Below are 23,673 nucleotides of genomic sequence, written 5' to 3'. Positions count from 1 at the left end.
TTAACTTTTGTTTTACAGCTGCAATTCTTCTTATGAGAATAATTATCACCGTTCATGGACAAGCTTCAAATGACGCAAAATCGTTCTTGTTCTGGTAGTCCGCTCCGATTTATTGATTGGTTGCGTTTGCTTGAATACGTGTGATAAAGGGATGTGCTGCATCAAGGGTGTTGCCAGTAATTGTAATGTCAACTGTATTGGGGTTGATTACTCCAGACAGCACTGTTCCTTGAGCCATAGCCAAAGAAAAAGGCTCGACAGTGTTAGGTGCAATTTCCGTCGGTACGTTGATTAGGTTAGAACTAAACGCTAATTCATTAGCAGGGTTTGTCAGAGTGGCATTAGTAGCTCCTGTTGCTTGGTCGTAAGCTATTGTCCAGTACTGCACTAGTAAGGGTCCAGCAGTAGGAGCTGTACTAAGGAAGGCAGAAGCAATTGATATTGCACCATAAGCATTAGAATACGCTAGCGATGGGTTGATAGTCAAATTAAATGGATTATACTCGACCTGCCCCCCTCCTTCTTGTCGTTCCCCTACCCTGACTGAGACTTCAGTTTGGAATACAGGCTGTCCTACTATTTGTCCGTAGACATTTACTACTTGCACTTGAGTTGTCGCAATTCCTGTATAATCTGTATAATCTAATGCTATTGCTGCGACCGTTGTCGCTGCCCAAGTTGCCGCAGTTATCACAAAAGTTGCTAATCCCTTCATAGTCTTTTTCCTTAGTTGGGACACCGCTTGGAAAGTTATTGAAATTAAAGTTGGTAAAACTAGCTATTTTTACATTACCTCTGGCGTGCATCCCAGTTTTTATTATTCCAATAAAAATAAATAAAATGTGAGATGTTGAAATGATATTACAGCCATAGCTATCTGCCAGAACTGCCATGACTGAAGAAGAAAATCAGCTTTTGATCGAACACGCTCTTGCGATCGCTAAAATACTTTATCAAAATGCTCCTCAAGAGGAGTTAACCACCTTGGGCAAGATCAAAGAAGTCGTACGCAGTCAAATGCAGTAACTTGAGTAATTGGGTATTGGATATTGAGTATTGCGTATTGGGTATTGGATATGGTGCGATCGCACCTCTCCACAACGCAAAACACCCTAGTTACTAGAGGCAGTATAGGGCGTTAGGTTGAGTGAATAGGGAAATTGGAAGGGAAATTGGAAGTTAAATTAAAGGATAATGTTGCTTGCCACTAGTAGTGGCGTTCCTACAAGCTGAATCTCAAAGTCAGCGCCAAGATCCGCATTGATGTTAGCTTGAAGGATACCTCCTACATAACGAACTTGACCAGATGCAGTGAATGGGTTTGCCCCAATAAAAGTGAAGGCTTGGTTGCCGTCTATGGTTGAGTTAGCGTCGATGGTAGATAAATCAATTTGATCACCGAGTAAGTTACCGTTACCAACAAAGTCAGTGATAACATCTCGTAACAAACCAGGTTGACTCTCAGAAACGAAGTTGAAATTGAAAACATCGTTACCTGATCCTCCAGTGAGAACATCAGTCCCAGGAACACCAGTGAAGGTCTCATCTTTACTAAAATCACCGCTAATTGTATCGTTGCCAGATCCGCCATTAATCGTATCGTTGCCAAACTCGCCAAGAAGGATATCGTCACCCTCTCCGCCAAGAAGGCTATCGTTGCCATCACCGCCCGTAATCGTATCGTTGCCTGCTCCACCGTCAATACTATTTTGCTTGCCAAATCCAAATCCACCAGAAAGGTCATCGTTGCCCAATCCACCAAGAAGGCTATTGTTGCCATTACCGCCCATAATCGTATCGTTGCCTGCTCCGCCGTCAATCGTATTGTCACCCTCTCCGCCAAGAAGGATATCGTCACCCTCTCCGCCAAGAAGGGTATTGTTGCCACTACCGCCCGTAATCGTATCGTTGCCTGCTCCACCGTCAATACTACTATTCTGGTTGCCTAATCCAAATCCGCCAAGAAGGATATCATCACCCTCTCCGCCAAGAAGGGTATTGTTGCCACTACCGCCCGTAATCGTATCGTTGCCTGCTCCACCGTCAATACTACTATTCTGGTTGCTTAATCCAAATTCGCCAAGAAGGCTATCGTTGCCCAATCCACCGTTAATCGTACTGTCGCCACTACCGCCCGTAATCGTATCGTTACCGTCGAATCCGTTGATGATATAAGGGAGATTAGAAGAAAAAAAAGGAACACTAAGACTGTCAGGGAGATCAGTACCGTTAATCGTTGGCATAGTGAGTTTCTCCTGAATTTATATTACAGAGTAAAAAAATTACCTCGTGACTTACCCATCAGAAAATGGCATTGCTGATTAAGAGGATGAATTTGGTTTCCTTTAAAGGAGCAAAGGAAACAGTTTCAAACATTGAATTTTAAAATTTCACAGTTTTATTCAGCAGCACTGAAAAAACAAAGTAGAGAAATAACGAGTGGAAATATCCTAACTGAACCACATCTGATTAAAACAGATATTTGCTATTAACTCTAAAAATTTGAGAAAATTTAAGAAGGACTGGATTTTGGCTAATACTCATAATTTCTAGTGTGTCATTAATGATCGCACTATCTGTTTGTGCATCTTTTGTCTCTAAAGTCAATCATTCTGTTGTTGTTTAATTCTGTCATTCCCTCACAGTCTGCCTTACAATAATAGACCTCTTGCATAAATGCTTAAATTGTCATATTAAGCGGAGCGATACATCTAATGAGATTCTTCTCTCCACTGCGTTTCGTACCCTGCGGGAACGCTGCGCGAACAGAATGACATACCTGATTTTGGGACTTTTGCAAGAGGTCTAATGTTAAGAAAGATCCGGGTAATAGATAGCACTATTGGGAAAGGGGAGGAAATTCTCCAGTTCCCCTTCTCACATGTTGGGAGAAGGGGTTAGGGGATGAGGGCAATAACTTCTTTCTTAAGTTGACACCTATAACATCTGTGCTGTTCTACTATTTCAACTTAAATTCATCAAACTTCAATACCTCCGAATCAGGCTTGCGAGTATCAAAACGATAACTACTGATCGTACCCGTCCCCGTATCAAAGATACTGAAAACCGTAATATCATTACTCGCAATATAAGGTATTGGCTTCCCATCTTCACCTAACAAGGGGGAAATTGTTGGCACTATCGGTTCTAAACCATTGGGATCACCAAGCTTAACATAATCTTCTTGATACCCAGTTGGCACTTGTCGTTTTCTGTCACCCCAAGCAGCACCGTAAGTATTACCCACATTAGATGTTTCCAGAAAGTGCATTCCACTGGAACTAACAAAGCGGTTCCACAAATGGGAATGCCCATAGAATATCAATTGCACATTAGCTGCTTCTAGTAAAGGGACAACATCGCGGATAATATAATCTGCATCTTTGGGGTATTCGTAACGCACTGCTTTGATATTATTACCATCCCGTTCAATTATTTGAACTGGTTCTGTATAAGCAGGAACTATATTATCACCCAGAGTGTGGGGCGGATGATGGAACATCACAACTTTGTATTTTGCTTGTTTAAACTCAGGGCTATCGAGTTCTGTCTCTAGCCAATTGTACTGCTTGCTACCTTTAGCAATTGGCTCATAAATCAACTGTCCATAACCCCAATTTTCAGAATTATTTAAATCCTTTTCTGCTTCTTGATATCTACCCTTATGCTTTCCATCTAATTTGGGAGTGCGCCACATATTCGTAGCGTACAGTACCACCAAACGCACATCACCAAAACTGACGGCATAATACCTTTTTCCACCCTCTTTACTTTTTGGTAAAGAGAAAATTTCTTCGTAGGTATTAGTATTAAAAGAATTATCTATTAAAGATTTGTCCCGGTAGATTTTTTGAGCAACGGTACGGGGAATTGTATCATTAAATTCATCATCTAAACTTTCCGTTCTAGCAAATCGCCCCATCACCTCATGATTGCCAATGCAAGTAAACATGGGTGCATTTTGAATTATTTGTCCACCAGTATAGGTTGTCTTAACACCGTCGTGCGTCATTTCGTATTTAGCGCGACCTTGTAAACCGGGAAACAACGCACCACCACTATTATGATCAAACCATTCTGAGGCGCGATCGCTGACGTTGACCAAATCACCGGCAAACCACACCCCATCGACTCGTCCAATTGTTTCTACCACCTTTTGCAGATTTGCAGATGTCATCGGCTTTAACTGATGGTCAGAGGTCAGTAGAATTTTTAATGGTGTATCCGCTTTTGGAGTAGCTGTGAGGCTAAAAACATCACTGCTAACACTCTCGCCGTCTTCTCGCACACTGGTGACACGATAGTTTACCCGCACACCAGGAGTTAACCCAGTCACCTCAACTTCATGTCGCCAAATGTCGCGCCAGACGGGTTTTTGATAAACTTGGCCATCTTTGATTTGGTTTGCAACTCTTGACTCTTGGTCTTCACGCGTGCGACTAAGTTTGGTAGTATTTGCCTTAGCAGTTTGTTTGAGATTTTCCCCGTAGGTTACTGTGTGATTAACACCAGTAAACTCAGTAAACCAAACTACTCGTACTGAGGTTGCAGTTGGCAGTTGCAAAAATGGGTCAGTGAGCAGTTGGGGTGCTGATGTCATAATTGTTTGCTCAAATGAACGCACACTTACCAGAGTAAAGCATATAACAAGCACAAGCATAGCCACTGAGAAGATTTTACGGCAGCTTTTGCATTTGAGCATGAGTAACATACCAAATTTTGTAGGGTATTCACCAACTGAACGCAATTGTATTATTAGCCTTTTTTGCGAACAGGGTTTAAAACTTATCCTCCATAGGGCTTTTCGTTTGTATGCAATTTAGCATCTGGTAGTGCTAATAATGCGTTTCACGTTATTTATGCACGTTTGCAATCAGAAGATTTGTCAAGACAAAGTGAAAGAAGAGTTGTCGATGAGCTTTTGAAAGAATATCCTTATGCCCTATTTGTATTTTCTAATAAATTGCGATCGCAATTCTTTCTTTTATGCTCGTGCTTTGCAACTGTTAAAATCAGGTGGCAGCTTTACGCATCACAACTAAAGTTTTACCAGGAAACAAAATGTAAGGATTCAGGTGTTTGAAACCCAGTCACAGAGCCAGTTTAAAATTCGACTTTGACTTATTAACATACCTTTAGTCGCAATAAGACACGAAAATATAGTCCTTACGCAATTCTTATTGAGAATATAAATTTGTGGCTAATCCCCGGAAAGTATTATCAGTAAACGATTGTAGAGATTTTGGTATGACCTGAATCCTTACAACAAAATAGAAATAGAACTTCCACAAACCGAGATTGGTGACAGCGTTGATGTATTTGTTATTTTGCCAGAAAAGCCTGTATCAAAACGGGGTTCCGTCTTAGAGTTAATAGAACAAGCCCGTAGTAAACACGCTTTCAAAACCACCGAGGATATAGATAGACAACTGCAACAAAAAGGCGATTCATGGGACAGTTAATACTCCCTTCTTGTGGGGTTATCTATGTAGACACATCAGTAGTGATTTATATCATTAAAGCCAATCCAGAGTATTATTTATTGCTACAATCTTTATGGTTAAAGTTTCAATTAGGTGAACTGGAAATCATCAGTACTGAACTAATACTAATGGAAGCTTTAATTTTACCATTGAGAAATGCAAATATTTCTCTAATTCAAGCTGACGAAAATCTGCTAATTTCATCAGAAGTGCAACTAGTTACTATCAGCCAACTCTGCTAAGACAAGCTGCAAGTCTCCGAGCTAGAACCAATCTTAAAACACCTGATGCTATTCATGCTGTTACAGCTGGTTACTTCTTCCTTTCTGGCTTCACCGCCATTGCACAATGCCTCACGAACATTAAAGAACTACACCTATTAATTGGTAACACCAGCAACCGCGAAACCGTCGAGCAAATCGCCCAAGGATATCGGCGACTAGAATTAATTGCAGATAAAGTTGAAGCTCAAAAATACCCGAAACGCGGTGAAGAAAAACGGATGGCTAATGATACGGTTAAATAATAATAGTTTGCCTACGCTATCTGCACCAATTCCAATTATTATTTGTAGTGAAGCTTTGGAATAATTTTAACGTGAGTTCGACGGTGAGAAAAAGACAAAAAGCTCGCTGTATATGAATTTGCACAACTGGGTATTCAGAACAGCGATCGCTATGATTGAGTAAGAGTCGGAAAAAAGTGACAAAAAAAGCCGAGACTAAGAATATCTAACAAAAATGAGGGTCAGGGCTTAGTCTACCATTGTATCTCGCCTCGATATTCAAGTCGGCAGAGCCGCCCAACGCACTGGCTCAACTTTTTGGTGACAGAGGATATATTTCGCAAAAACTCTTTGAGGAGTTATATGAACGGGGATTACAGTTAGTTACGAAATCAAAAAAGAACATGAAAAACCGCTTGATGAAAATGATTGATAAAATTCTTTTACGCAAGTGTGCAGTAATTGAATCGGTTAATGACCACTTAAAAAACCTGTGTCAAATTGAACATTCTAGGCATCGAAGTGTTTTCAACTTTTCGGTCAACTTGATAGCTGGTTTAGCTGCTTATACTTATTTGCCTCAAAAACCCTCACTTGATATTTATCCCAAAGACTTTCCTGCCCTTCCTCCTGCCGTTTTTTAATTCATCGAACTCACGTTAATTTTAGGCTAAGTATTTGGTATCGCCTCGCAGACATGATTGAAAAAACCTGCCAATCTTTTAAAAAGACTAGCAGGCATGGCTTATCATCAATCGGAGCGGCGGGATTCGAACCCACGACCTCCACTACCCCAAAGTGGCGCGCTACCAAGCTGCGCTACGCCCCGGTCAGAATTACCATTCTATAGCAAAATTCTAGGATAATCAATAGGCAAATTTAAAAAACCTTAAGTATCCCAGTAGCTTGCAGTAAATCTGGAACAGCAGAAGCATCCCATTTACCTTCTACACATCGCCCTGTATTTAAGATTAAGCGCAGAGTATAAGCATCAGGATAGCCTTCTACTTCCATCCATAATAAATCGCTTTCGGCTTCACAAGCAATTTTTTCCTCCTCCATTAATTCAGTTGCAAGTTGTTTCATGGTGTCTGCTAGCTGTGCTAATAGACGGCAAAAATCATTCAACTCGGCTTCGGTTAACTCAATTGCCCAATCATCTGTACCGACTAAACCTTTAAAATCAGGTACATCGGGGTTCCAGCCAATACGCCAACCAGATCCGCTTTTTACAACGCGTTCCATAATCAGTGAACAGTTATCAGTTAACAGTAATAACTGACTATTACTTGAGTAATTCGGCACCTCCCCGTTGGGGTGGCTGTGGGGTAGTTGATGTAGTAGGACTGGGTGTGGTGTTGGGGCTAGGGGATTGGGTATTTTGGGAAGTGGGATTAAATATATTGACTAAGACTTGCACGAGCGCATCTCGCTGGCTGCGGGTGAGACGGGTGATGGCTTTGCGATCGCCTTCTATCGGATTTTCCCGTAGTGAATCATTTCCCGGATACGTAGTATCATACATGATTTCGTTCGCACCCAGGTAATCAGCTAAAGTTAGCTTCCAATCCAAGCGATAAATTGGGGCACGCCCTTTGGTATAAATGTGATATCTAATCAGGCGAGTTACCAGGGTGTTGTTTTCGGCAACTTTCCCATTTTCTTTGCTGATATACTTATTTTCCCGTGGTAAATCTGGCAATTGCTGATATACTTGCTGCCAAACATCACTAGGAGTGATTCTCTGAGCGTATGCAGGTTGGATACTAAATAAGTTTCTATGTATTGATTTGCTTGCCCCTGAACCCAAAACAATTACACCCACTACCATTAAGGCAGTGAGTGTCTGCCAGAACTTGAGTAGGGGTTGAATGAACGAGAAATTTTTGCTCATCCTACCTTCTCTAAATCCTTTTTTTATAGTTCGCCAATAATTTCTGGCTGAGTCAATTCATCGGACATTTCGATAATTGCCCTTAACACTGGCTTCATCATCACATCTTCGTTACTTTCAAAGTCTTCATAACGCCGACGTTTAGCACGATTTGCCACCTGAACCGTAATGCGGTAACGATTTGAGGCTGCACTAATCAGATCCTCAGCACGGTGCATAATTTGAGACTGAGTTGTCTCGAACTTAGAACGCTTTAGCATAATCAGTGGTTCTTGGGGTCATTCCCCAGTGTAGCAGTACTGAAAAATCTGCTGCTGTGTATTTAATCGCTAGCAACCTCTCTCTTGATAGAGGTTGAGAATGTTTTAATCACTTTATAAGTTAAGTTACTTATAAATATTACCTGACTAAAGTCACACACCCTTATGGCTGATCTTGTGGAAACTGCTGTCAACGCAGGAAACTTCAATACCCTAATAAAGGCTGCTGAAGCTGCAAATTTCATAGAAACTCTGAAAAGCCCTGGTTCTTTTACACTATTTGCACCAACTGACGAAGCCTTTGCCAATCTGCCAGAGGGAACTTTAGATTCGCTACTACAAGATATCCCCAAGCTCCAGAAAATTGTCGCGTATCATATCGCTAGTGGGGATGTTCGGTCTGATGACTTGGTACAAATTGATGAAGCAGAGACGCTTGAGGGGTCAATTGTAGCCATTGAATCTGCCGACGGCAAATTTAAGGTAAACAACGCCAATGTCCTCAAAACAGATATTCTGGCAGACAATGGCGTGATCCATATTATTGATCAGGTGTTGATGCCTGCAATGGTGGCAGGGAAGTAAGGGCATCGGGCATGGGGCATTGGGAAAGAAAATTACTATTTCCCAGTCCCCATGCCCCTAATCCCCACGGAGTGGGGGCCCCGAGTTCCCCAGTCCCTAGTCTCCATTGCCCCTTATCCCCAGAGGGGCCCCGAGTTCCCCAGGATGCACCCACTGCGTGCTGGAAGAGTTAATGACAACTGCTGAGTTTCTCCTTCACCATTCCACTCAACTTCAGCAGTACCATATAACTGCTTGTTGGGTTGAGTACGCAAACTGGCGATATCTACATTCGCTGTTGCCGAACTTGTGCCAGCGTTGAGGGCAATTATCAATTCCTCTGTCCCCAAAGTTCGCGCAAAGATATAAAGTTGTCCTTGAGCATAAAGAACTTGGTAATCACCTGTACGCAAAGCTGGGTAAGTGTGGCGCAGGGCAATTAATTGGCGATGAGTATTGAAAATTTCTTTGTTCCAGTTGGCTTCTAAAGGAAAGCCACGACGTGAGTCTGGATCTATGCCACCAGGTAAACCAACTTCATCACCATAGTAGATACTGGGGGCACCAGGAAAGGTAAGTACCAGTAAAGTTGATAATTCCACGCTAGCTTTATCGCCGCCTGCAATTGTCATCAATCGGGCTGTATCGTGACTTGCTAGCAAATTGAGTTGAGTTAGCTGAATTTCCCAAGGGTAAAGTTGTAATACTTCCTGGATTTTAATCGCGTACTCCGCAGCAAATAAGGGTGGGTAGGGCTGATAGTCGCGGCTTTGGACTTGTTCTAAGACTACGCGATCGCCAGCTGCAAAGGCAATTGTCGGCCCAGCAAATAAATAATTCATTACCCCGTCAAATTGTGTCCCATCCAGCCACTGGCGAGAATCTCCCCACACTTCGCCGACAATGTAAGCTTCAGGATTGACTGCCTTAATGCGATCGCGAAATTCCTGCCAAAAACCAGGAGTTTTTATTTCAAACGGTACATCCAATCGCCAACCGTCGATGCCGAATTTAATCCAATATTCGGCAATTTCCATAATGTATTCCCGTACTTCTGGATTGTCGTGGTTAAATTCTGGCAAAGCGCGATTGCCAGCCCAACCCATGTAGTTTGCAGGAAATTCCCCATTGTATGGTGCAAGAGGCCAGCCTTCAATTTTGAACCAATTTACCCAAGGCGAATGGGGGCCATTTTCTAAAACGTCGTGGAAAAAGAAAAACCCACGGCTGGAATGGTTAAACACTCCATCCAGAACAACTTTGATATTCCGTTGATGGGCTGCATCGAGCAATTCCTTAAAAGCCTCGTTGCCCCCCAGCATCGGGTCAACTTGATAATAATCGTGGGTATGATAGCGGTGATTGCTGGCGGATTGAAAAATGGGTGTAAAGTAAATCGCGTTAATCCCCAAATCCTGGATGTAGTCCAAACCCTCCATAATGCCCCATAAGTCGCCGCCTTTATAACCCTGGAGTGTTGGCATAGCGTCCCAATCTTCCCAACGGGCTTCGTGCAACAGTCGTTTGCGCGGCTGTTTGCTTCTGGCAAAGCGGTCTGGAAAAATTTGGTAGAAAACAGCGTGTTTCACCCAGTCTGGTGTTTGAATTTGCATGAATAACTCTTTGTAGCTTCAGAAGCGATCGTTGCAAATATTAGCTTCTTTATGGCTCTTACTTATGATAGAAAATCTGTCATTTCTCAGTAGTCATTAGCGATTTAGTCCATCTCCTGCTACTTTATACGCAATAGGATTTACACACACTCTACCTGTGGACTTGTGAGTTTACGACTTAATTGCCCATATTTTTATCTGTTAACACTTGAGTTTGTCCAGGAAAAAACAAAATTTTATTATTGCTATTTTTCCTCTGCTAACTGATGATTTAGTTCCACTTATTCCCCCAAAGCCTTATTGCTACGTCAATTATGGGCTTACGAACGCACTTTTGTTATAATTGCTTAAACCATTGTATAGTAAGCATTTCGCATTTGCGGATAAGTTTATTAATCGGGGGACACACTTTGATTATCCAGGTATTCATCCCACACTGCCCTTCGGGTCACATGTGGGGATTCTTCCCGATTAAGCTAATTTATCCTACCCACAGCAGATGAATACGGAGCATCCCAAAGTATAGTCCCACATAATTCGCGATAAATATTCGCGAATTATGTGGGACTTTTCCCGCTCTTTTTGCCAAATTGGGATGCTCCCTAGCAACTTGGGGTATGAAGAGGGCGATTGGAGAATGTCGAGTTATTCATACATTTCTGCCTCTTTTAACCTGCGATCAACAGAGAGTTTTGTCCATTTGTCGGTCTTAAAAACTGCTGACCTGGATTAGTTTGTTGATATTACTTGAGCCACAACCTTGCACGTAACCAGAGATGTTCTTACTTTGAAGAAAAGCACTTTTGATTAGTTCAAACTTGAACTGAGCACCAGGGTCAGTGATGTCAAAGGTGAGGTTATAGGAACCAAATGTTCCACTACATGCACCGTTCACATTTCCGGTTACTGCAATCAAAATACTCCCATCGTTGACGAATATCTCTGAGACTTTGCCATTGAATTGGGCTCCAGGCGCTGCAGCCATGGCCATGGATGGAAAAATAGAGAAAAAAGCAACTAAACAAGACAAGCAGTGGAGTTTTGAAAACATTTAAATCTTCTAAAAACATCAATTAAGTGTTTATTGTACTGTTATTTACATAATGCCACTTATTGTTTATAAATCTTAATTAACTGTGAATTTATTGTCTAAAGAGTGCTTTTAGATACTCCTTGGTAAATTCCCCACGAGCACGGTTACTGTTAATAGTGCCAGTTAAAAGACCGCCCACTTTCAAAGCGGGGCATATCCTAAGTGCTTTATCACTTAGTAATTTTTATTGCACTGCCCATCAGATTACTCAGTACTCAATTAGTTAACTACCTGCCTCCTAAGCTTATTTGATGTTATCTATGAAAAAAAATAGATAACTAGGACTTACGTATTGACAGGAAAAACCAAATATGGGGTATTGATTTCAGGCATTTAACCTTGATTTTTCGACATTTTTTAGGTGATCGCTATTTATCAAAGGATGATTGATAAAAGCCTGAAAAAACGTATTTTCGTTAATGCACAAGATAATAAATTTGTACAGTGCGTAAGTCCTAATAAGTTTTTACTTAACTATAGTCGCATCAAATAATCAAGACGAAAAACTACATAGTCTGCATTAATGCTAGAGCGACTTATGGTGATAAACTACTTTGCTTTCAGCCAAAAAATTAAATTTGAGGTAAAAATGAGGCACGAAAAACTTTCTCCAGGACTACTTTTGGCATTTAAAGACTATCAAAATGAAGGAGAGCAAGCTTTAATTACACACAAGCGATCGCTTGGTATTATTGCCCACAAAAGCCCGGTCAAGCCTACTAAGAGCGTCGTTTTTATCTACTGCGAACCTGATGCAGACTTAAGTTATCTCTCACAATATAATATTGAAGTCAATCAGAACTCTGGGAGTGTGCGGACGGCTTTTTTACCGTTAGATAGTTTAGATGTCTTATCTGAAGAAGATGTTATTGTGCGGATTAAGCCATCACGCAAACTTCATTTGAGGATGGACACTGCACTGGTAAAAGTCAAACTGCCGGAGTTCAAGAACCAAACCGGACTGACTGGTAAAGGAGTAATTATTGGCATTATAGACAGTGGCATTGATCCGAAACACCCCGCCTTTGCTGGACGAATTTTACACATTTGGGATCAAACACTGCCAGGCCCAGGAGTGACGGAAGGCGGCTATGGGGCTGAATTTACGGGAGCGCAACTGACAATTTCTCAAGATACTGGCGGTCATGGTACTCACGTTGCTGGAATTGCCGCTGGTGCCGATGCTAACTATGGCGGTGTAGCACCAGAAGCGGAATTAGTTGTCGTTAGGTCAGATTTACAGGATGCCCATATTGCTGATGGCGTTCGTTACATTTTCCGAGTTGCAAAAGAGTTGGGACGCCCAGCAGTGGTGAATCTTAGCTTGGGTGGACACGCTGATGCCCATGATGGTAGCGATTCCTTATCAAAGGTTATTGACGCCGAAACTGGCCCTGGAAGAATTGTTTGCTGTGCTGCGGGTAACGAAGGAAACAATAACATTCATGGACAAGCGACGATACCCAGTGGTCGGACTCGTGGTATGCGCTTTAATGTTCCTTTGAATCAAATAGGCATAGTTTGGTTAAACGGTTGGTATTCCAAAGACAGTGAGTTGGAAGTGTCTGTGCGGAGTCCTAACGGTTTTGTCACCCCCTTCCAAAAAATAATTACTGACGGTAATGCCGCACAAGATTACCAGTTACCAGATGCACGGGTACAATTAGCAACACCAGGGCCAGATAAAGCTAACAGCGACCATAATTTCTTTGTGCAAATACGTGGTATTGACCCCTCGTCAGTAATGGGAGGTATTTGGCAGCTGCGAGTCCGCAACACTTCTTCAACTGACACACGTTTAGATGTCTGGACACTAGATGACAGTTCATCAGTGTTTTTTACCGGCAAAAGTGTGAAGGATGCGATAAAAATTGGTTCGCCAGGAGCCGCCAGCAGCGCAGTTACAGTTGCTGCCTATACTACTAAAACCAAGTACACAGATATTGATAACCAAGTGCGAGAAATGGGCTTAGAATTGCATACTATTTCGGAATTCAGTAGTGAAGGGCCTCTACGCAATGATGGACAGAAACCGGATATAGCAGCACCGGGAGCAATGATTATTTCCACGCTTTCCGCCGATGCAAATTTTGACCGTTCATCGATGATTAATTCCAAGTTTGTGGTTCAGGCTGGTACTAGTATGGCAACACCGTTGGTTAGTGGATTAGTGGCACTGCTGTTACAGCGAGATCCTAAACTTGATCCGGCTGCTGTGAAAGATTTGCTACGCAAGAATAGTGCCATTCCCGGAAAACCCGCAGGCACATTTGATCACAAATGGGGTTATGGAGTGATTAATGCAGCTAATCTGTAATTAGACTGAGAAAGGTGGATATTATTTCTGTACAAGGGTAGGCGATAAAAACCTATAACTTTGATAAGTTAAGCTAGGCAATTATTGTCTACCCTTTTTACCAAGGAATTGCTGATGAATTATCAGAAACTAGACGCCGCTCTTGCTACAGCGTTGAATGATGTTCAAGATTCAGAAGAAACTAGTTTGGGGGTTTTCATCCATACTGAACCAATTTTAGACTCTGCTGCAACTGCTGTTTTAGAAAGTTTAGGCGTCAGTGATGTTACCAGTGGCAAAGATATTTTCACGGCAACATTGTCACAAAATGCCATTTCCCAGTTGTCAGAGCAACCTTGGGTGAAGTATTTGAAGCGATCGCAGCAATTACGTTTGATTAACAGGAGAATAGGTATAGGCAGTTTGGGTGTTTGATATAATTTACATAATTTACTCAAGGTTGCTGCTTGCCTAGAGTTAGTTTTTGAGCTTTCGGTGAGACACCAGGTATAGCGATCACACCCTAACTTTCACCCCAAGTAATACAAATGTTCTAATTTGTTTTTTAGTAGCACTATCCATCACAAGTAGTATTTTGTAAAATTCATCCCTGAGAATATTTGCTCCCCCCTTACCAGCTGCCACATACAGTCCTAAACTGAAGATGAGAGTTGAAAGGCAGTCGGGAGAAATTTTGTGAAGAAAGTATTATCAATCATTCTTGGTGGTGGCGCGGGTACTCGGCTTTATCCGCTAACCAAACTACGCGCTAAACCAGCAGTACCAGTAGCGGGTAAGTACCGCTTAATCGATATCCCAGTTAGTAACTGCATAAATTCCGAAATATTCAAAATCTATGTCTTGACACAATTCAACTCAGCTTCCCTGAATCGTCACATCGCCCGTACCTATAACTTTACTGGCTTCAACGAAGGGTTTGTGGAAGTGCTAGCCGCACAACAAACACCAGAAAACCCCAACTGGTTCCAAGGTACAGCGGATGCTGTACGTCAGTATCTATGGTTAATGGAAGAATGGGATGTAGAAGAATATCTAATTCTCTCAGGCGATCACCTCTACCGCATGGATTATCGCCAGTTTATCCACCGCCATCGGGAAACGGGGGCTGATATTACTCTCTCAGTCATCCCCATAGATGAGCGCCGCGCCTCAGATTTTGGCTTGATGAAAATTAACGATTCTGGTAGAGTAATCGATTTTAGCGAAAAACCTAAAGGTGAAGCGTTACTCCAAATGCAAGTTGATACAAGTGTACTGGGATTATCAAAAGAACAAGCCCAGCAACAGCCTTACATCGCCTCAATGGGGATTTATGTCTTTAAAAAAGAGGTATTGTTTAAGTTGTTGAGAGAGGGTGTAGAAAGGACTGATTTCGGCAAAGAAATTATTCCTGATGCCTCTAAAGATCACAATGTTCAAGCTTACCTTTTTGATGACTACTGGGAAGATATTGGAACAATCGAAGCATTTTATCATGCCAATTTAGCCCTAACTCAGCAGCCCCAGCCACCCTTTAGTTTCTACGATGAACACGCACCAATTTATACCCGCGCTCGTTACTTACCTCCAAGTAAACTATTAGATTGCCAGATCACAGAATCAATTATCGGCGAAGGTTGTATTTTGAAAAATTGCCGCATTCAACATTCAGTTTTAGGAGTGCGATCGCGGATTGAATCTGGTTGTGTGATCGAAGAGTCCCTACTCATGGGTGCAGATTTTTACCAAGCTTCTGTGGAACGCCAATCTAACGTAGAAAAAGGTGACATTCCCGTAGGTATTGGTACTGACTCGCTTATTCGCGGTGCGATCATCGATAAAAACGCCAGTATCGGTCACGATGTCAAAATTATCAATAAAGATAACGTGCAAGAAGCTGACCGCGAAAGTCAAGGTTTCTACATCCGCAGTGGTATCGTCGTCGTGCTGAAAAATGCTGTAATTCCCGATGGAACGATCATTTAGTCATTAGTCATTAGTCATTAGTCATTAGTCATTGGTTAATAGTTACAAGCAACAAAGGACAAATGGTTAATGACTAAACTTTTATTACTGATTGGTCTTCCTGGTAGCGGTAAGTCAACTTTGGTAAAAAAATTACTGGTAGAATGCCCCCAGATGTCGCTAATTTCTACGGATGCCATCCGGGGGCAACTGTTTGGTTCCCAAGCCGTTCAGGGGCCGTGGCTGCTGATTTGGCACGAAATTGAGCGGCAATTTCAGCAAGCAATAGCCACAGATAATACAGCTATTTTCGATGCTACCAATGCCCAGCGCCGCCATCGTCGTGAGGTCATTGTTTTAGCCCGTAACTTGGGCTTTACCCAGATTAGGGGAATTTGGGTGGATACGCCAGTTTGGCTGTGTTTGGCACGCAATAAAAGGCGATCGCGCCAGGTTCCGGAAGAAATTATTTTGCGGATGCACCGTCAACTCCGGGATGCCCCCCCAAGCCTGGAAGAAGGACTAGACAGCCTGATCCGCTTATCAGAAAAATCGGAGTACGGAAATTGCGATCGCTCGGTGAGCAAGAACCATACTTGATTTTCTATATTGTTTGTTAATTTAAAATCAGATTCTTTTGCTTGGCACTATACCTGGCAAACCACAAATCTGTAATCTAAAAAACATAACGGGAATTTCTATAGGAGGCTGGTAGATGGCTGCAACCGACTTCAAAGACTATTACGCAATTTTGGGAGTAAGTAAAACTGCCAGTCCAGAGGAAATTAAACAAGCCTTTCGTAAACTAGCCCGCAAATATCATCCTGATGTTAATCCAGGCAACAAACAGGCAGAGGCACGCTTCAAAGAAGTTAGCGAAGCCTACGAAGTTGTGTCAGATGCAGATAAGCGCAAAAAGTACGACCAATTCGGTCAATATTGGAAACAAGCGGGTGAAGGTTTCCCATCCGGCGGCGTTGGTGCTGATATGGGTGGCTTTGATTTCAGTCAATACGGCAATTTTGATGAGTTCATCAATGAGTTGCTAGGACGCTTTGGTGGTGCTAACCCTCGTGGTGGGCGACAAAGTTACTCACAAAGTTACTCTTACCACACTTCTAGGGGTGAGCCAGGTGAGCCTGGTTTTAGCAGCTTTAACGATTTTGGGTTTAAAAATTCAGGTGCGGGTACTTCCCAGGATAGTGAAGCTGCAATCACCCTAACTTTTGCTGAAGCATTTAATGGTGTGCAAAAGCGCTTCAGTTTAGGTAACGAAACAATTGATGTTCGTATCCCATCTGGGGCTAAACCTGGTACTCGCCTGCGTGTACGGACTAAAGGTCAAATCAACCCTATGACTCAACAAAGAGGGGATTTGTACTTAAAAGTTGAACTTCAGCCGCACTCGTTCTTCCAAATAGAAGGCGATAACTTGGTGTGCGAAGTGGCAATCACACCAGATGAAGCTACCTTAGGAGCGTCTATTGATGTACCTACTCCCGATGGTTCAGTTAATGTCAAGCTACCAGCTGGAGTGCGTTCTGGTCAATCACTACGTTTACGTGGCAAAGGTTGGCCCCTCGCCAAGGGGGGACGCGGTGATCAGTTGGTGAAGGTGGCGATCGTTCCACCAAAAGACCTCAGCCAACAAGAGCGGGAATATTATGAAAAAATCCGGGCTATACGTACTTATAATCCCCGCAGTCATTTGAACCAAGTTAGACTGTGAAAATTTTGGATCGTAGAGACGCGAAAGCATTGCGGCACGTTAGCGTAGCAGGGCGTTGGCGATAGCGTCTCGTAGAGAAGCCCAGTGCAGCTTCGCGTCTCTAAATTATATTAGGTATAAATTTACTGCGCCATTCTTGCCACCACAATGGACTTAAACGCTTCTATTGCCTCCGGTGTAGCCTCAGTAGCTTGCCATGATGGGCGTGCTACTAAGCGATCGCACCAAGCACTCAGTTTTGGATATTCACTTAAGAAAATGCCTACTCTGGGCAACCGCGTTACTACAGTTCCAGCCACAACTTCGGCGAGAGTCAGGTTGTGACTAGCAAAGTAAGGGCGATCGTCTAATAAATTTTCAAAAAACTTCAGCACTGTGGCAATTTTTTGCTGTGCCTTCTCGATTTTTTCTGGATCTCCTCCAGGTAAGCCGAGAAACTGAGGTAAAAATGTGCTGGTTGCGGGCAAAAGTTCATTTACAGTTACCAGTTGTACTATGCGTGCGATCGCTAAATCCTTGGCATCTTTAGGCAACATCGTAGGCGTGGGGTATTTTGCCTCTAAATAGTCCAAAATTGCTAAAGATTCCACTATATTAAAGCCGTCATCTACCAACACTGGAATGTGATGGAAAGGGTTAATTGCCAAAAACTCTGGTTTAAACTGCTCTCTATCCAGTTTTATCTCTACCAATTCAAACTCAAGTCCTTTTTCCAGCAGAGTAATCCAGACGCGGCGCGAGTTGGGAGAAATTGGTGTGTGGTAAAGTGTCAGCACCAGAAAACCTCATAGCTTGATAAGTAGGGCGGATATTGCCAATCTTACACCTTCAACTCAATTGAATTGTTCTAACAATGTCTCAACACTGGCGTTGTGATCCAGAAAAGAAAATAAATGCCAGTAGCGGAGTTTTCCTTCTTTATCTAATACAAACTGTGCAGGTAAAGGCGCTCCCAGTGCTTGTCCTACTTGATAATTACGAAACACTCGACAACTGGGATCACTCAGCAATGGCATTTGTAAGCCTAAATCCTTCACAACAATTTGACTCTGCCGTTCATCGGTACTAGTAATCATCAAAACTTCTATACCACGCTTTTTAAATTGCTCGTAGTTTTTCTTTAAAGCTTTGATGTGAGGAAAACAAAGAGGGCAATATTGTTTTTCAGTAAAGATGCGAGTAAAGGCGAGTAACACTGGTTGCTTGTCTTTATAATCAGACAATTTTACTAAAGTCCCGTTGGTAATATCTGGCAGTTGAAAATCTGGCGTTCCTACTCCCAATCTGAGTTGATGTGTTGCTGGAACTGGTAAAAAATTGCGGAAGAATCGCTCATTTAATAAGCCACTAAAATCAGTTGAAGTAAGCATAATTTTAACCTTGATTATTTAATACTATTTTATGAGAAAACCACAGATAGACATGGAGGCTGACACTGTTTAATGTGTATCTCTGTTAATCTGTGGTTATCATTGATTCTACTCTCAACTCTAATAGGATAGATTAAAGTTTGCTAGCTAGCGAAATCTAGACAGCAGAGAAGTAGACTTTAGACTTCACTGGGTCAGGATTCATTGTCTGATCACCAGGTTGCCAACCAGCTGGGCAAACTTCGTCGGGGTGAGACTGAACATACTGAATTGCTTGTAATGTCCGCAGGGTTTCATCAACGCTGCGACCAAAAGCTAAGTTGTTAATGGTGGCGTGCTGTATAATACCATCTTTATCTATGATGAACAGACCACGCAAGGCAATACCTGCTGCTGGGTCAAGGACGTTGTAAGCGGCGCTAATCTCTTTCTTGATGTCGGAGACTAGAGGATAATTCAAGTCGCCGACGCCACCAGACTTACGATCTGTTTGAATCCAAGCGAGGTGAGAGAATTCACTGTCAACGGAAGCCCCAAGGATTTCCGTATTGATTTTGTTGAATTCTTCGTAGCGATCGCTAAATGCTGTGATTTCAGTAGGACAAACAAAGGTAAAGTCTAGTGGGTAGAAAAACAGCACGACATACTTACCGCGATAATCGGAAAGTTTGATTGTCTTAAATTCCTGATCTACCACAGCCGTTGCTGTGAAATCAGGAGCTTGTTGACCAACGCGGAGGCATCCTTCGGTTCCGTAAGTAAGGGACATTAACCTAATTCTCCTTTATTCGTTTAGTAGCGTTGAAATTCGGGTTAAATAAAACTTACCCATCCACGCTCTGACCCTTTCGGGTGACGCTCGAGTACTCGCTCTAAGCGTTGGCGCAGCCTCTCGTAGAGAAGCTATGCCGTTGGCGTTCGCGGAGCGTGTCGCAGACAAGCCTCTCGTTCGCTGTCTTCGTCTCTGAAAGAGAAGAGAAGGCTTTACGCTACGCTATCGTCAGTCCCCTATAGAGGGAAACCCTCTTTCAGGGCTGACTCACAGTTTAATTACGATCTGTTACGACTATATCATACTCATAACGATTTTGAGTAGCAAATGCTTGATTTAGATACAAGAGAATGGTTGCTTACTAATGGCTTGGGAAGTTTTGCCAGTGGTACGGTTTCTGATGTCCGCACGCGCACTTATCACGGTTGGCTGATTGCCGCGACAAACCCGCCTTCTGGGCGGACTCTACTGTTTTCGCACCTAGAAGCTAGCTTGGAAGTATTAGGGAGCGTTGTGGCACTGGGGACAAATTTTTGGGGTAACGGTCAGATTGAGCCGAGAGGCTACGAACTGCTACGCTGTTTTGATATTAACCCAGTTCCAAAATGGATTTGGGGTCAAGATAACTGGCAGTTAACTAGACAATTGGTGATGCCCTATGGGTTGGTGGGAACTGGAGACTGGGGAAGAAGCAGGGGAGCTCTTAGCAGGGAGCAGGGGGAAAATTCCTCTTTTCTGCACTCTTCCTCATGCCCAATGACGCCACTTGCTTCAAGCCTCTTAACCCTTTCGGCAGTTACTCATGGGGAAAACCCCCATCGCCTATGGCGTCTCCCTTTGGGAGAAGACCGGACTGCCTCACCAACGCAGTGGCTCCCCAATGCCCACCCCCAATTTTGCCATCGGATTTTGATCCAGTATCGTTATCAAGGAACTGATACAGCGATTTTACGGTTACGACTGCTGATAGCAGAACGTGACTTTCACCACCAGCAGACTGCTGGACCAGAATTACACTTCTCACAATTGCTAGGACAACAGCAAATCTGTCTGCAAGCAATCAATTCTGGGCATTTCGGCATACCTTGGCATTTGCGCTGGACACAAGGAAATTATCAACCAGATGCAGTTTGGTATTGGCATTATGGATTGCCTGAGGAGACGAAACGGGGATTATGCGACAAGGAAGACCTTTACAGTCCTGGTTACTTGATAGTCACACTCCAACCAGGAGATGTAGTGACTCTAGAAGCACAAGTAGGTTTTCCCGACCCGTTGCTAGGTGTTCTCACCCCCAAAACCTTTGCAGAAGCTGTTGAGGCAGAGCAAAAACGGCTCTCACAGATTTTTGGATGGGCACAGAGGGACAGAGGAGCACAGAAGCAGGAGAATAATTATCAATGCCCAATACTTAATACCCAATATCTGTCCAATGACGCCAGTTACTACCCTGCGGGTTCTCCAAAGGATTACAACAAAGGCAACCTCCGCAACGCACTAGTTCCCCAATGCCCAATGACGCCATTTGCTTCTCCTGTCAAAGACGCTGTGCATAGCTTGCTTCGACCTAGGAGTACAAGCCTCTTAACCCGTCTAACGCAGTGGCTCCCTCCTGCCCACTCCCCAATTTGGCAACAACTACTTAAAGCAAGCGATCAGTTTATCGTCTATCGAGCCTCAATTGCTGGCCCTACGGTCATTGCTGGTTATCACTGGTTTAATGAGTGGGGACGCGACACATTAATCGCCTTACCGGGGTTGGCACTAGTTCCACAGCGCTTTGACCTGGCAAAAGGAGTATTGCGGACTTTTGGGCATAATTGTCGCCACGGTTTGATTCCTAATGTATTTCCTGATGTCGATGGCGAACCAATTTATAACAGTATTGATGCGGCGCTATGGTGGATTGAAACTTTAGGACTTTATTTAGAAGCTACCCAAGACTGGGAATTTTTGGCAGAGCAATTCCCTGTAGTACAGCAAATCTACAAAGCATTTGTCGGTGGTACACATTTCAATATCCAGGTCGATGCTACCGATGGGCTAGTTAGTTGGGATGCTCGTGGTGTAGCCCTCACCTGGATGGATGTGGTAATTGGGGTACACCCTGTCACTCCCCGTTACGGTAAGCCAGTGGAAATCAATGCACTGTGGTATTCTGTTTTATGTTGGCTGAGTCAGTGGGCAGAACGATTAAGCCAGCTTGAGTATGGTTCGCCAGTGCGTCTGACTAAGCAAGCAGAGCGTTATGCTCAACAAGCACAACACGTGAAAACCTCGCTGCAAAAGTTCTGGAATCCTCAGCTGGGTTATCTGTACGATACTATTGAGCCAGACGATCGCCGGAATTTTCAAATTCGTCCTAATGCCGTTTTGGCGCTGTCGCTGCACCATTGTGGGTTTTCTGAACAGCAAGGATGTCAAGTACTAGATTTGGCAACTGCCAGCTTGCTCACTCCCTATGGTCTTCGCAGTCTCGATCCAGGAGATCCAGAATACAAAGGGAAATACGAGGGCAACCAAGAGCAACGCGATCGCGCTTATCACCAAGGCACTGTTTGGGCTTGGCTAATTGGCCCATATATTCGTGCTTGGCAACGTTTTTATCCACAACAATCGCTGCCTTTTGATTGGCAACCCCTGCTAGATCATTTCCTATTTGACGCTTGTCTTGGTTCTATTTCTGAGATTTTTGATGGCGATCTACCTCACACACCCAGAGGAGCGATTGCTCAAGCTTGGTCAGTTGCCGAAGTCATCCGCCACATTAAATAGTGCTGAGTCAATACCTCTGCCAAATTAAGAGGGTTCAACGCCCGTAGAAACGTTATGAATACGTCCTAAAGAAGTAAGCTTGGCAAAAATCTGGGTTAATAAAATAACGTGAGTTCGACGGCGCTGGCAGAAGCAAAAAGGTTACCAGGAAAGGAACAAGAACACAATGATGACAAAGAATTATTGAGGATAGTAAAAATAGCACAAAAAAAAGCTGAGACTAAAAATATCTAACAAAAATCAGGGTCTCAGCCATGTCAAACATTGTATCCCGTCTCGATATACACAGGTATTTTGCAACATCGACGATTTCTGTAAGCGATGGGAAACCTTTTGGCAAAAGATACCGCAGTTACCTTCAGCCTCAGGAGAGCGTCGTTGCAAGTCAAAGATGCATTTATCAGAGGTGATGACAATTGCGAACGCTTTCCACGGCAGTGGCTATAGAACTTTTAAAGAATTTTACACATTGCATGTGTTACCTGGTTGGCGTAATGCCTTCCCAAATCTAGTGAGCTACACGAGGTTTATAGAATTGATGCCTTCTCTTCGAGACGCTACGCGAAGGAGCTTAATGTTACTATGCTGTTTTTTAAACACCGAGGCTATGTCTCACAAAAAATATTTGAGGAGTTATACCAACGAGGTTTAGAGTTGATTACCAAATCCAAGAAAAATATGAAAAATCGCTTGGTTAAACTGATTGATAAAATCTTGTTACGCAAGCGAGCAGTCATTGAATCAGTTAATGACTATCTTAAGAATGTATGCCAAATAGAACACTCTAGACACCGTAGTCCTTTAAACTTTTTGGTTAATTTGGTCGTTGGCTTGGTTGCTTATACCTACTTACCAAACAGACCTTCTATTGATATTTACCCCAAAGACTTACCTGCTCTACCTCCTGCTATTTTTTAGTTCTGTTGAACTCACGTTAAAATAGGCTCAGGGATTTGAGTCTCGCATTTTTAAGATTTCATGGACATATCGAAAGCCACGATAATGAGCCTTAAGGTCAATAATGCCGGAGTCGGGATTAAGGATGCGGAAATCAGCAAGAAGATGATGAGATAAATTAACCATAAAGAATGCTAAATTAGCAGCATTAGTCACCTGTTCTATTTGAATCAGAAATGAGTGCCTTTGTTCTACCCCACCTTCCGCACTCTAACTGTCACACATCAACAAAAAGCTGATATAGTAGTACATAAGAACTAAATTTGATGAAAAAGTTAAGAAACTTAATGAGAAGAAGTAGTATTAAACCTCGTCTACATTGAAACCCGTAGTTTTTCCTCGTCAGGGTCAAGATGATTTTTCACCCACAAGCGGTCACCAATTTCAAAAGGGTTGG

Annotated in this window: 20 protein-coding genes, 1 tRNA gene and 3 pseudogenes; 11 read left to right on the top strand and 13 right to left on the bottom strand. The window is 42.9% G+C overall.

The window, feature by feature from the left end; genetic code table 11:
• Positions 1-109: 109 nt before the first annotated feature.
• Positions 110-715: a hypothetical protein gene (locus tag V7L29_RS16825; RefSeq protein ID WP_334736204.1), complete on the bottom strand. Its 606-nt coding sequence runs from the start codon at positions 713-715 to the stop codon at positions 110-112.
• 176 nt (positions 716-891) lie between these two features.
• On the opposite strand from V7L29_RS16825, the gene V7L29_RS16820 reads away from it, so the two are divergent.
• Positions 892-1,026 carry a hypothetical protein gene (locus V7L29_RS16820; RefSeq protein WP_334736203.1) on the top strand — a complete coding sequence of 45 codons (135 nt, stop codon included), beginning with the start codon at positions 892-894 and terminating at the stop codon, positions 1,024-1,026.
• A 158-nt stretch (positions 1,027-1,184) separates the two neighbouring features.
• Here the strand turns inward: V7L29_RS16820 and V7L29_RS16815 are convergent, their stop codons facing one another.
• Both V7L29_RS16815 and V7L29_RS16810 read right to left on the bottom strand, forming a co-directional pair.
• Positions 1,185-2,243: a calcium-binding protein gene (locus V7L29_RS16815; RefSeq protein WP_334736202.1), complete on the bottom strand. Its 1,059-nt coding sequence runs from the start codon at positions 2,241-2,243 to the stop codon at positions 1,185-1,187.
• Positions 2,244-2,959: 716 nt separating this feature from the next.
• A complete protein-coding gene (locus V7L29_RS16810; protein ID WP_334736201.1) occupies positions 2,960-4,600 on the bottom strand; it encodes a metallophosphoesterase family protein in 1,641 nt (546 codons plus the stop codon).
• A gap of 849 nt (positions 4,601-5,449) precedes the next feature.
• Between V7L29_RS16810 and V7L29_RS16805 the strand changes: the two genes are divergently transcribed.
• The gene (locus V7L29_RS16805; protein ID WP_334688368.1) at positions 5,450-5,725 is read left to right on the top strand and encodes a hypothetical protein; all 276 of its coding nucleotides are present in this window, start codon (positions 5,450-5,452) and stop codon (positions 5,723-5,725) included.
• A gap of 568 nt (positions 5,726-6,293) precedes the next feature.
• A pseudogene (locus V7L29_RS16800) lies at positions 6,294-6,632 on the top strand (transposase); the annotation flags it as partial.
• A 111-nt stretch (positions 6,633-6,743) separates the two neighbouring features.
• Here the strand turns inward: V7L29_RS16800 and V7L29_RS16795 are convergent.
• The 4 genes from V7L29_RS16795 to V7L29_RS16780 form a co-directional block, all read right to left on the bottom strand.
• Positions 6,744-6,817 (bottom strand) — tRNA-Pro (locus tag V7L29_RS16795).
• 50 nt (positions 6,818-6,867) lie between these two features.
• Entirely contained in the window at positions 6,868-7,233 is a 366-nt protein-coding gene (locus tag V7L29_RS16790) for a DUF1818 family protein (protein WP_334688365.1), read from the bottom strand.
• Positions 7,234-7,273: 40 nt separating this feature from the next.
• Complete coding sequence (locus V7L29_RS16785) at positions 7,274-7,882, bottom strand: hypothetical protein (RefSeq protein WP_334688364.1); 609 nt, start codon at positions 7,880-7,882, stop codon at positions 7,274-7,276.
• 23 nt (positions 7,883-7,905) lie between these two features.
• Entirely contained in the window at positions 7,906-8,142 is a 237-nt protein-coding gene (locus tag V7L29_RS16780; RefSeq protein ID WP_229550577.1) for a DNA-directed RNA polymerase subunit omega, read from the bottom strand.
• Between the two features lie 165 nt (positions 8,143-8,307).
• On the opposite strand from V7L29_RS16780, the gene V7L29_RS16775 reads away from it, so the two are divergent.
• Positions 8,308-8,727 (top strand): fasciclin domain-containing protein, encoded by a 420-nt coding sequence (locus tag V7L29_RS16775; RefSeq protein WP_334688363.1) that lies wholly within the window; start codon positions 8,308-8,310, stop codon positions 8,725-8,727.
• Positions 8,728-8,840: 113 nt separating this feature from the next.
• Here the strand turns inward: V7L29_RS16775 and V7L29_RS16770 are convergent, their stop codons facing one another.
• Together V7L29_RS16770 and V7L29_RS16765 are read right to left on the bottom strand one after the other, a co-directional pair.
• The gene (locus V7L29_RS16770) at positions 8,841-10,319 is read right to left on the bottom strand and encodes a glycoside hydrolase family 13 protein (RefSeq protein WP_334736200.1); all 1,479 of its coding nucleotides are present in this window, start codon (positions 10,317-10,319) and stop codon (positions 8,841-8,843) included.
• A 709-nt stretch (positions 10,320-11,028) separates the two neighbouring features.
• Positions 11,029-11,370, bottom strand: coding sequence for a hypothetical protein (locus V7L29_RS16765; RefSeq protein ID WP_334736199.1), 342 nt, complete (start codon positions 11,368-11,370; stop codon positions 11,029-11,031).
• Between the two features lie 631 nt (positions 11,371-12,001).
• On the opposite strand from V7L29_RS16765, the gene V7L29_RS16760 reads away from it, so the two are divergent.
• The 5 genes from V7L29_RS16760 to V7L29_RS16740 all read left to right on the top strand — a co-directional run bounded on the left by V7L29_RS16760 (position 12,002) and on the right by V7L29_RS16740 (position 17,402).
• The gene (locus tag V7L29_RS16760; protein WP_334736198.1) at positions 12,002-13,729 is read left to right on the top strand and encodes a S8 family serine peptidase; all 1,728 of its coding nucleotides are present in this window, start codon (positions 12,002-12,004) and stop codon (positions 13,727-13,729) included.
• 114 nt (positions 13,730-13,843) lie between these two features.
• Positions 13,844-14,143 carry a hypothetical protein gene (locus V7L29_RS16755; RefSeq protein WP_334688359.1) on the top strand — a complete coding sequence of 100 codons (300 nt, stop codon included), beginning with the start codon at positions 13,844-13,846 and terminating at the stop codon, positions 14,141-14,143.
• Positions 14,144-14,404: 261 nt separating this feature from the next.
• Positions 14,405-15,694, top strand: coding sequence for a glucose-1-phosphate adenylyltransferase (locus V7L29_RS16750; protein WP_334688358.1), 1,290 nt, complete (start codon positions 14,405-14,407; stop codon positions 15,692-15,694).
• A gap of 69 nt (positions 15,695-15,763) precedes the next feature.
• Positions 15,764-16,273 (top strand): AAA family ATPase, encoded by a 510-nt coding sequence (locus V7L29_RS16745; RefSeq protein ID WP_334688357.1) that lies wholly within the window; start codon positions 15,764-15,766, stop codon positions 16,271-16,273.
• Between the two features lie 115 nt (positions 16,274-16,388).
• Entirely contained in the window at positions 16,389-17,402 is a 1,014-nt protein-coding gene (locus V7L29_RS16740; RefSeq protein ID WP_334688356.1) for a DnaJ C-terminal domain-containing protein, read from the top strand.
• A 122-nt stretch (positions 17,403-17,524) separates the two neighbouring features.
• Here V7L29_RS16740 and V7L29_RS16735 read toward each other — a convergent pair whose 3' ends face one another.
• From V7L29_RS16735 to V7L29_RS16725, 3 genes are all read right to left on the bottom strand, one after another.
• Positions 17,525-18,178, bottom strand: coding sequence for a glutathione S-transferase family protein (locus V7L29_RS16735; RefSeq protein WP_334688355.1), 654 nt, complete (start codon positions 18,176-18,178; stop codon positions 17,525-17,527).
• A gap of 57 nt (positions 18,179-18,235) precedes the next feature.
• The gene (locus tag V7L29_RS16730; RefSeq protein WP_334688354.1) at positions 18,236-18,772 is read right to left on the bottom strand and encodes a peroxiredoxin family protein; all 537 of its coding nucleotides are present in this window, start codon (positions 18,770-18,772) and stop codon (positions 18,236-18,238) included.
• A gap of 157 nt (positions 18,773-18,929) precedes the next feature.
• On the bottom strand, positions 18,930-19,541 hold the full coding sequence (locus V7L29_RS16725) for a peroxiredoxin (protein ID WP_334736197.1): 612 nt from the start codon (positions 19,539-19,541) through the stop codon (positions 18,930-18,932).
• A gap of 330 nt (positions 19,542-19,871) precedes the next feature.
• On the opposite strand from V7L29_RS16725, the gene V7L29_RS16720 reads away from it, so the two are divergent.
• Together V7L29_RS16720 and V7L29_RS35525 are read left to right on the top strand one after the other, a co-directional pair.
• Positions 19,872-22,319 (top strand): amylo-alpha-1,6-glucosidase, encoded by a 2,448-nt coding sequence (locus V7L29_RS16720; protein WP_334736196.1) that lies wholly within the window; start codon positions 19,872-19,874, stop codon positions 22,317-22,319.
• A gap of 254 nt (positions 22,320-22,573) precedes the next feature.
• Positions 22,574-23,237 (top strand): annotated as a pseudogene (locus V7L29_RS35525) (transposase).
• Between the two features lie 30 nt (positions 23,238-23,267).
• Here the strand turns inward: V7L29_RS35525 and V7L29_RS16710 are convergent.
• Positions 23,268-23,432: pseudogene (locus V7L29_RS16710) on the bottom strand (IS4 family transposase); the annotation flags it as partial.
• Positions 23,433-23,673 lie beyond the last annotated feature (241 nt).

It is taken from the genome of Nostoc sp. (genome assembly GCF_036916575.1).
GTDB lineage: Bacteria > Cyanobacteriota > Cyanobacteriia > Cyanobacteriales > Nostocaceae > Nostoc.
Note: the sequence above shows the minus strand (reverse complement) of the source record. Positions and strands in the feature narration are given on the sequence as shown.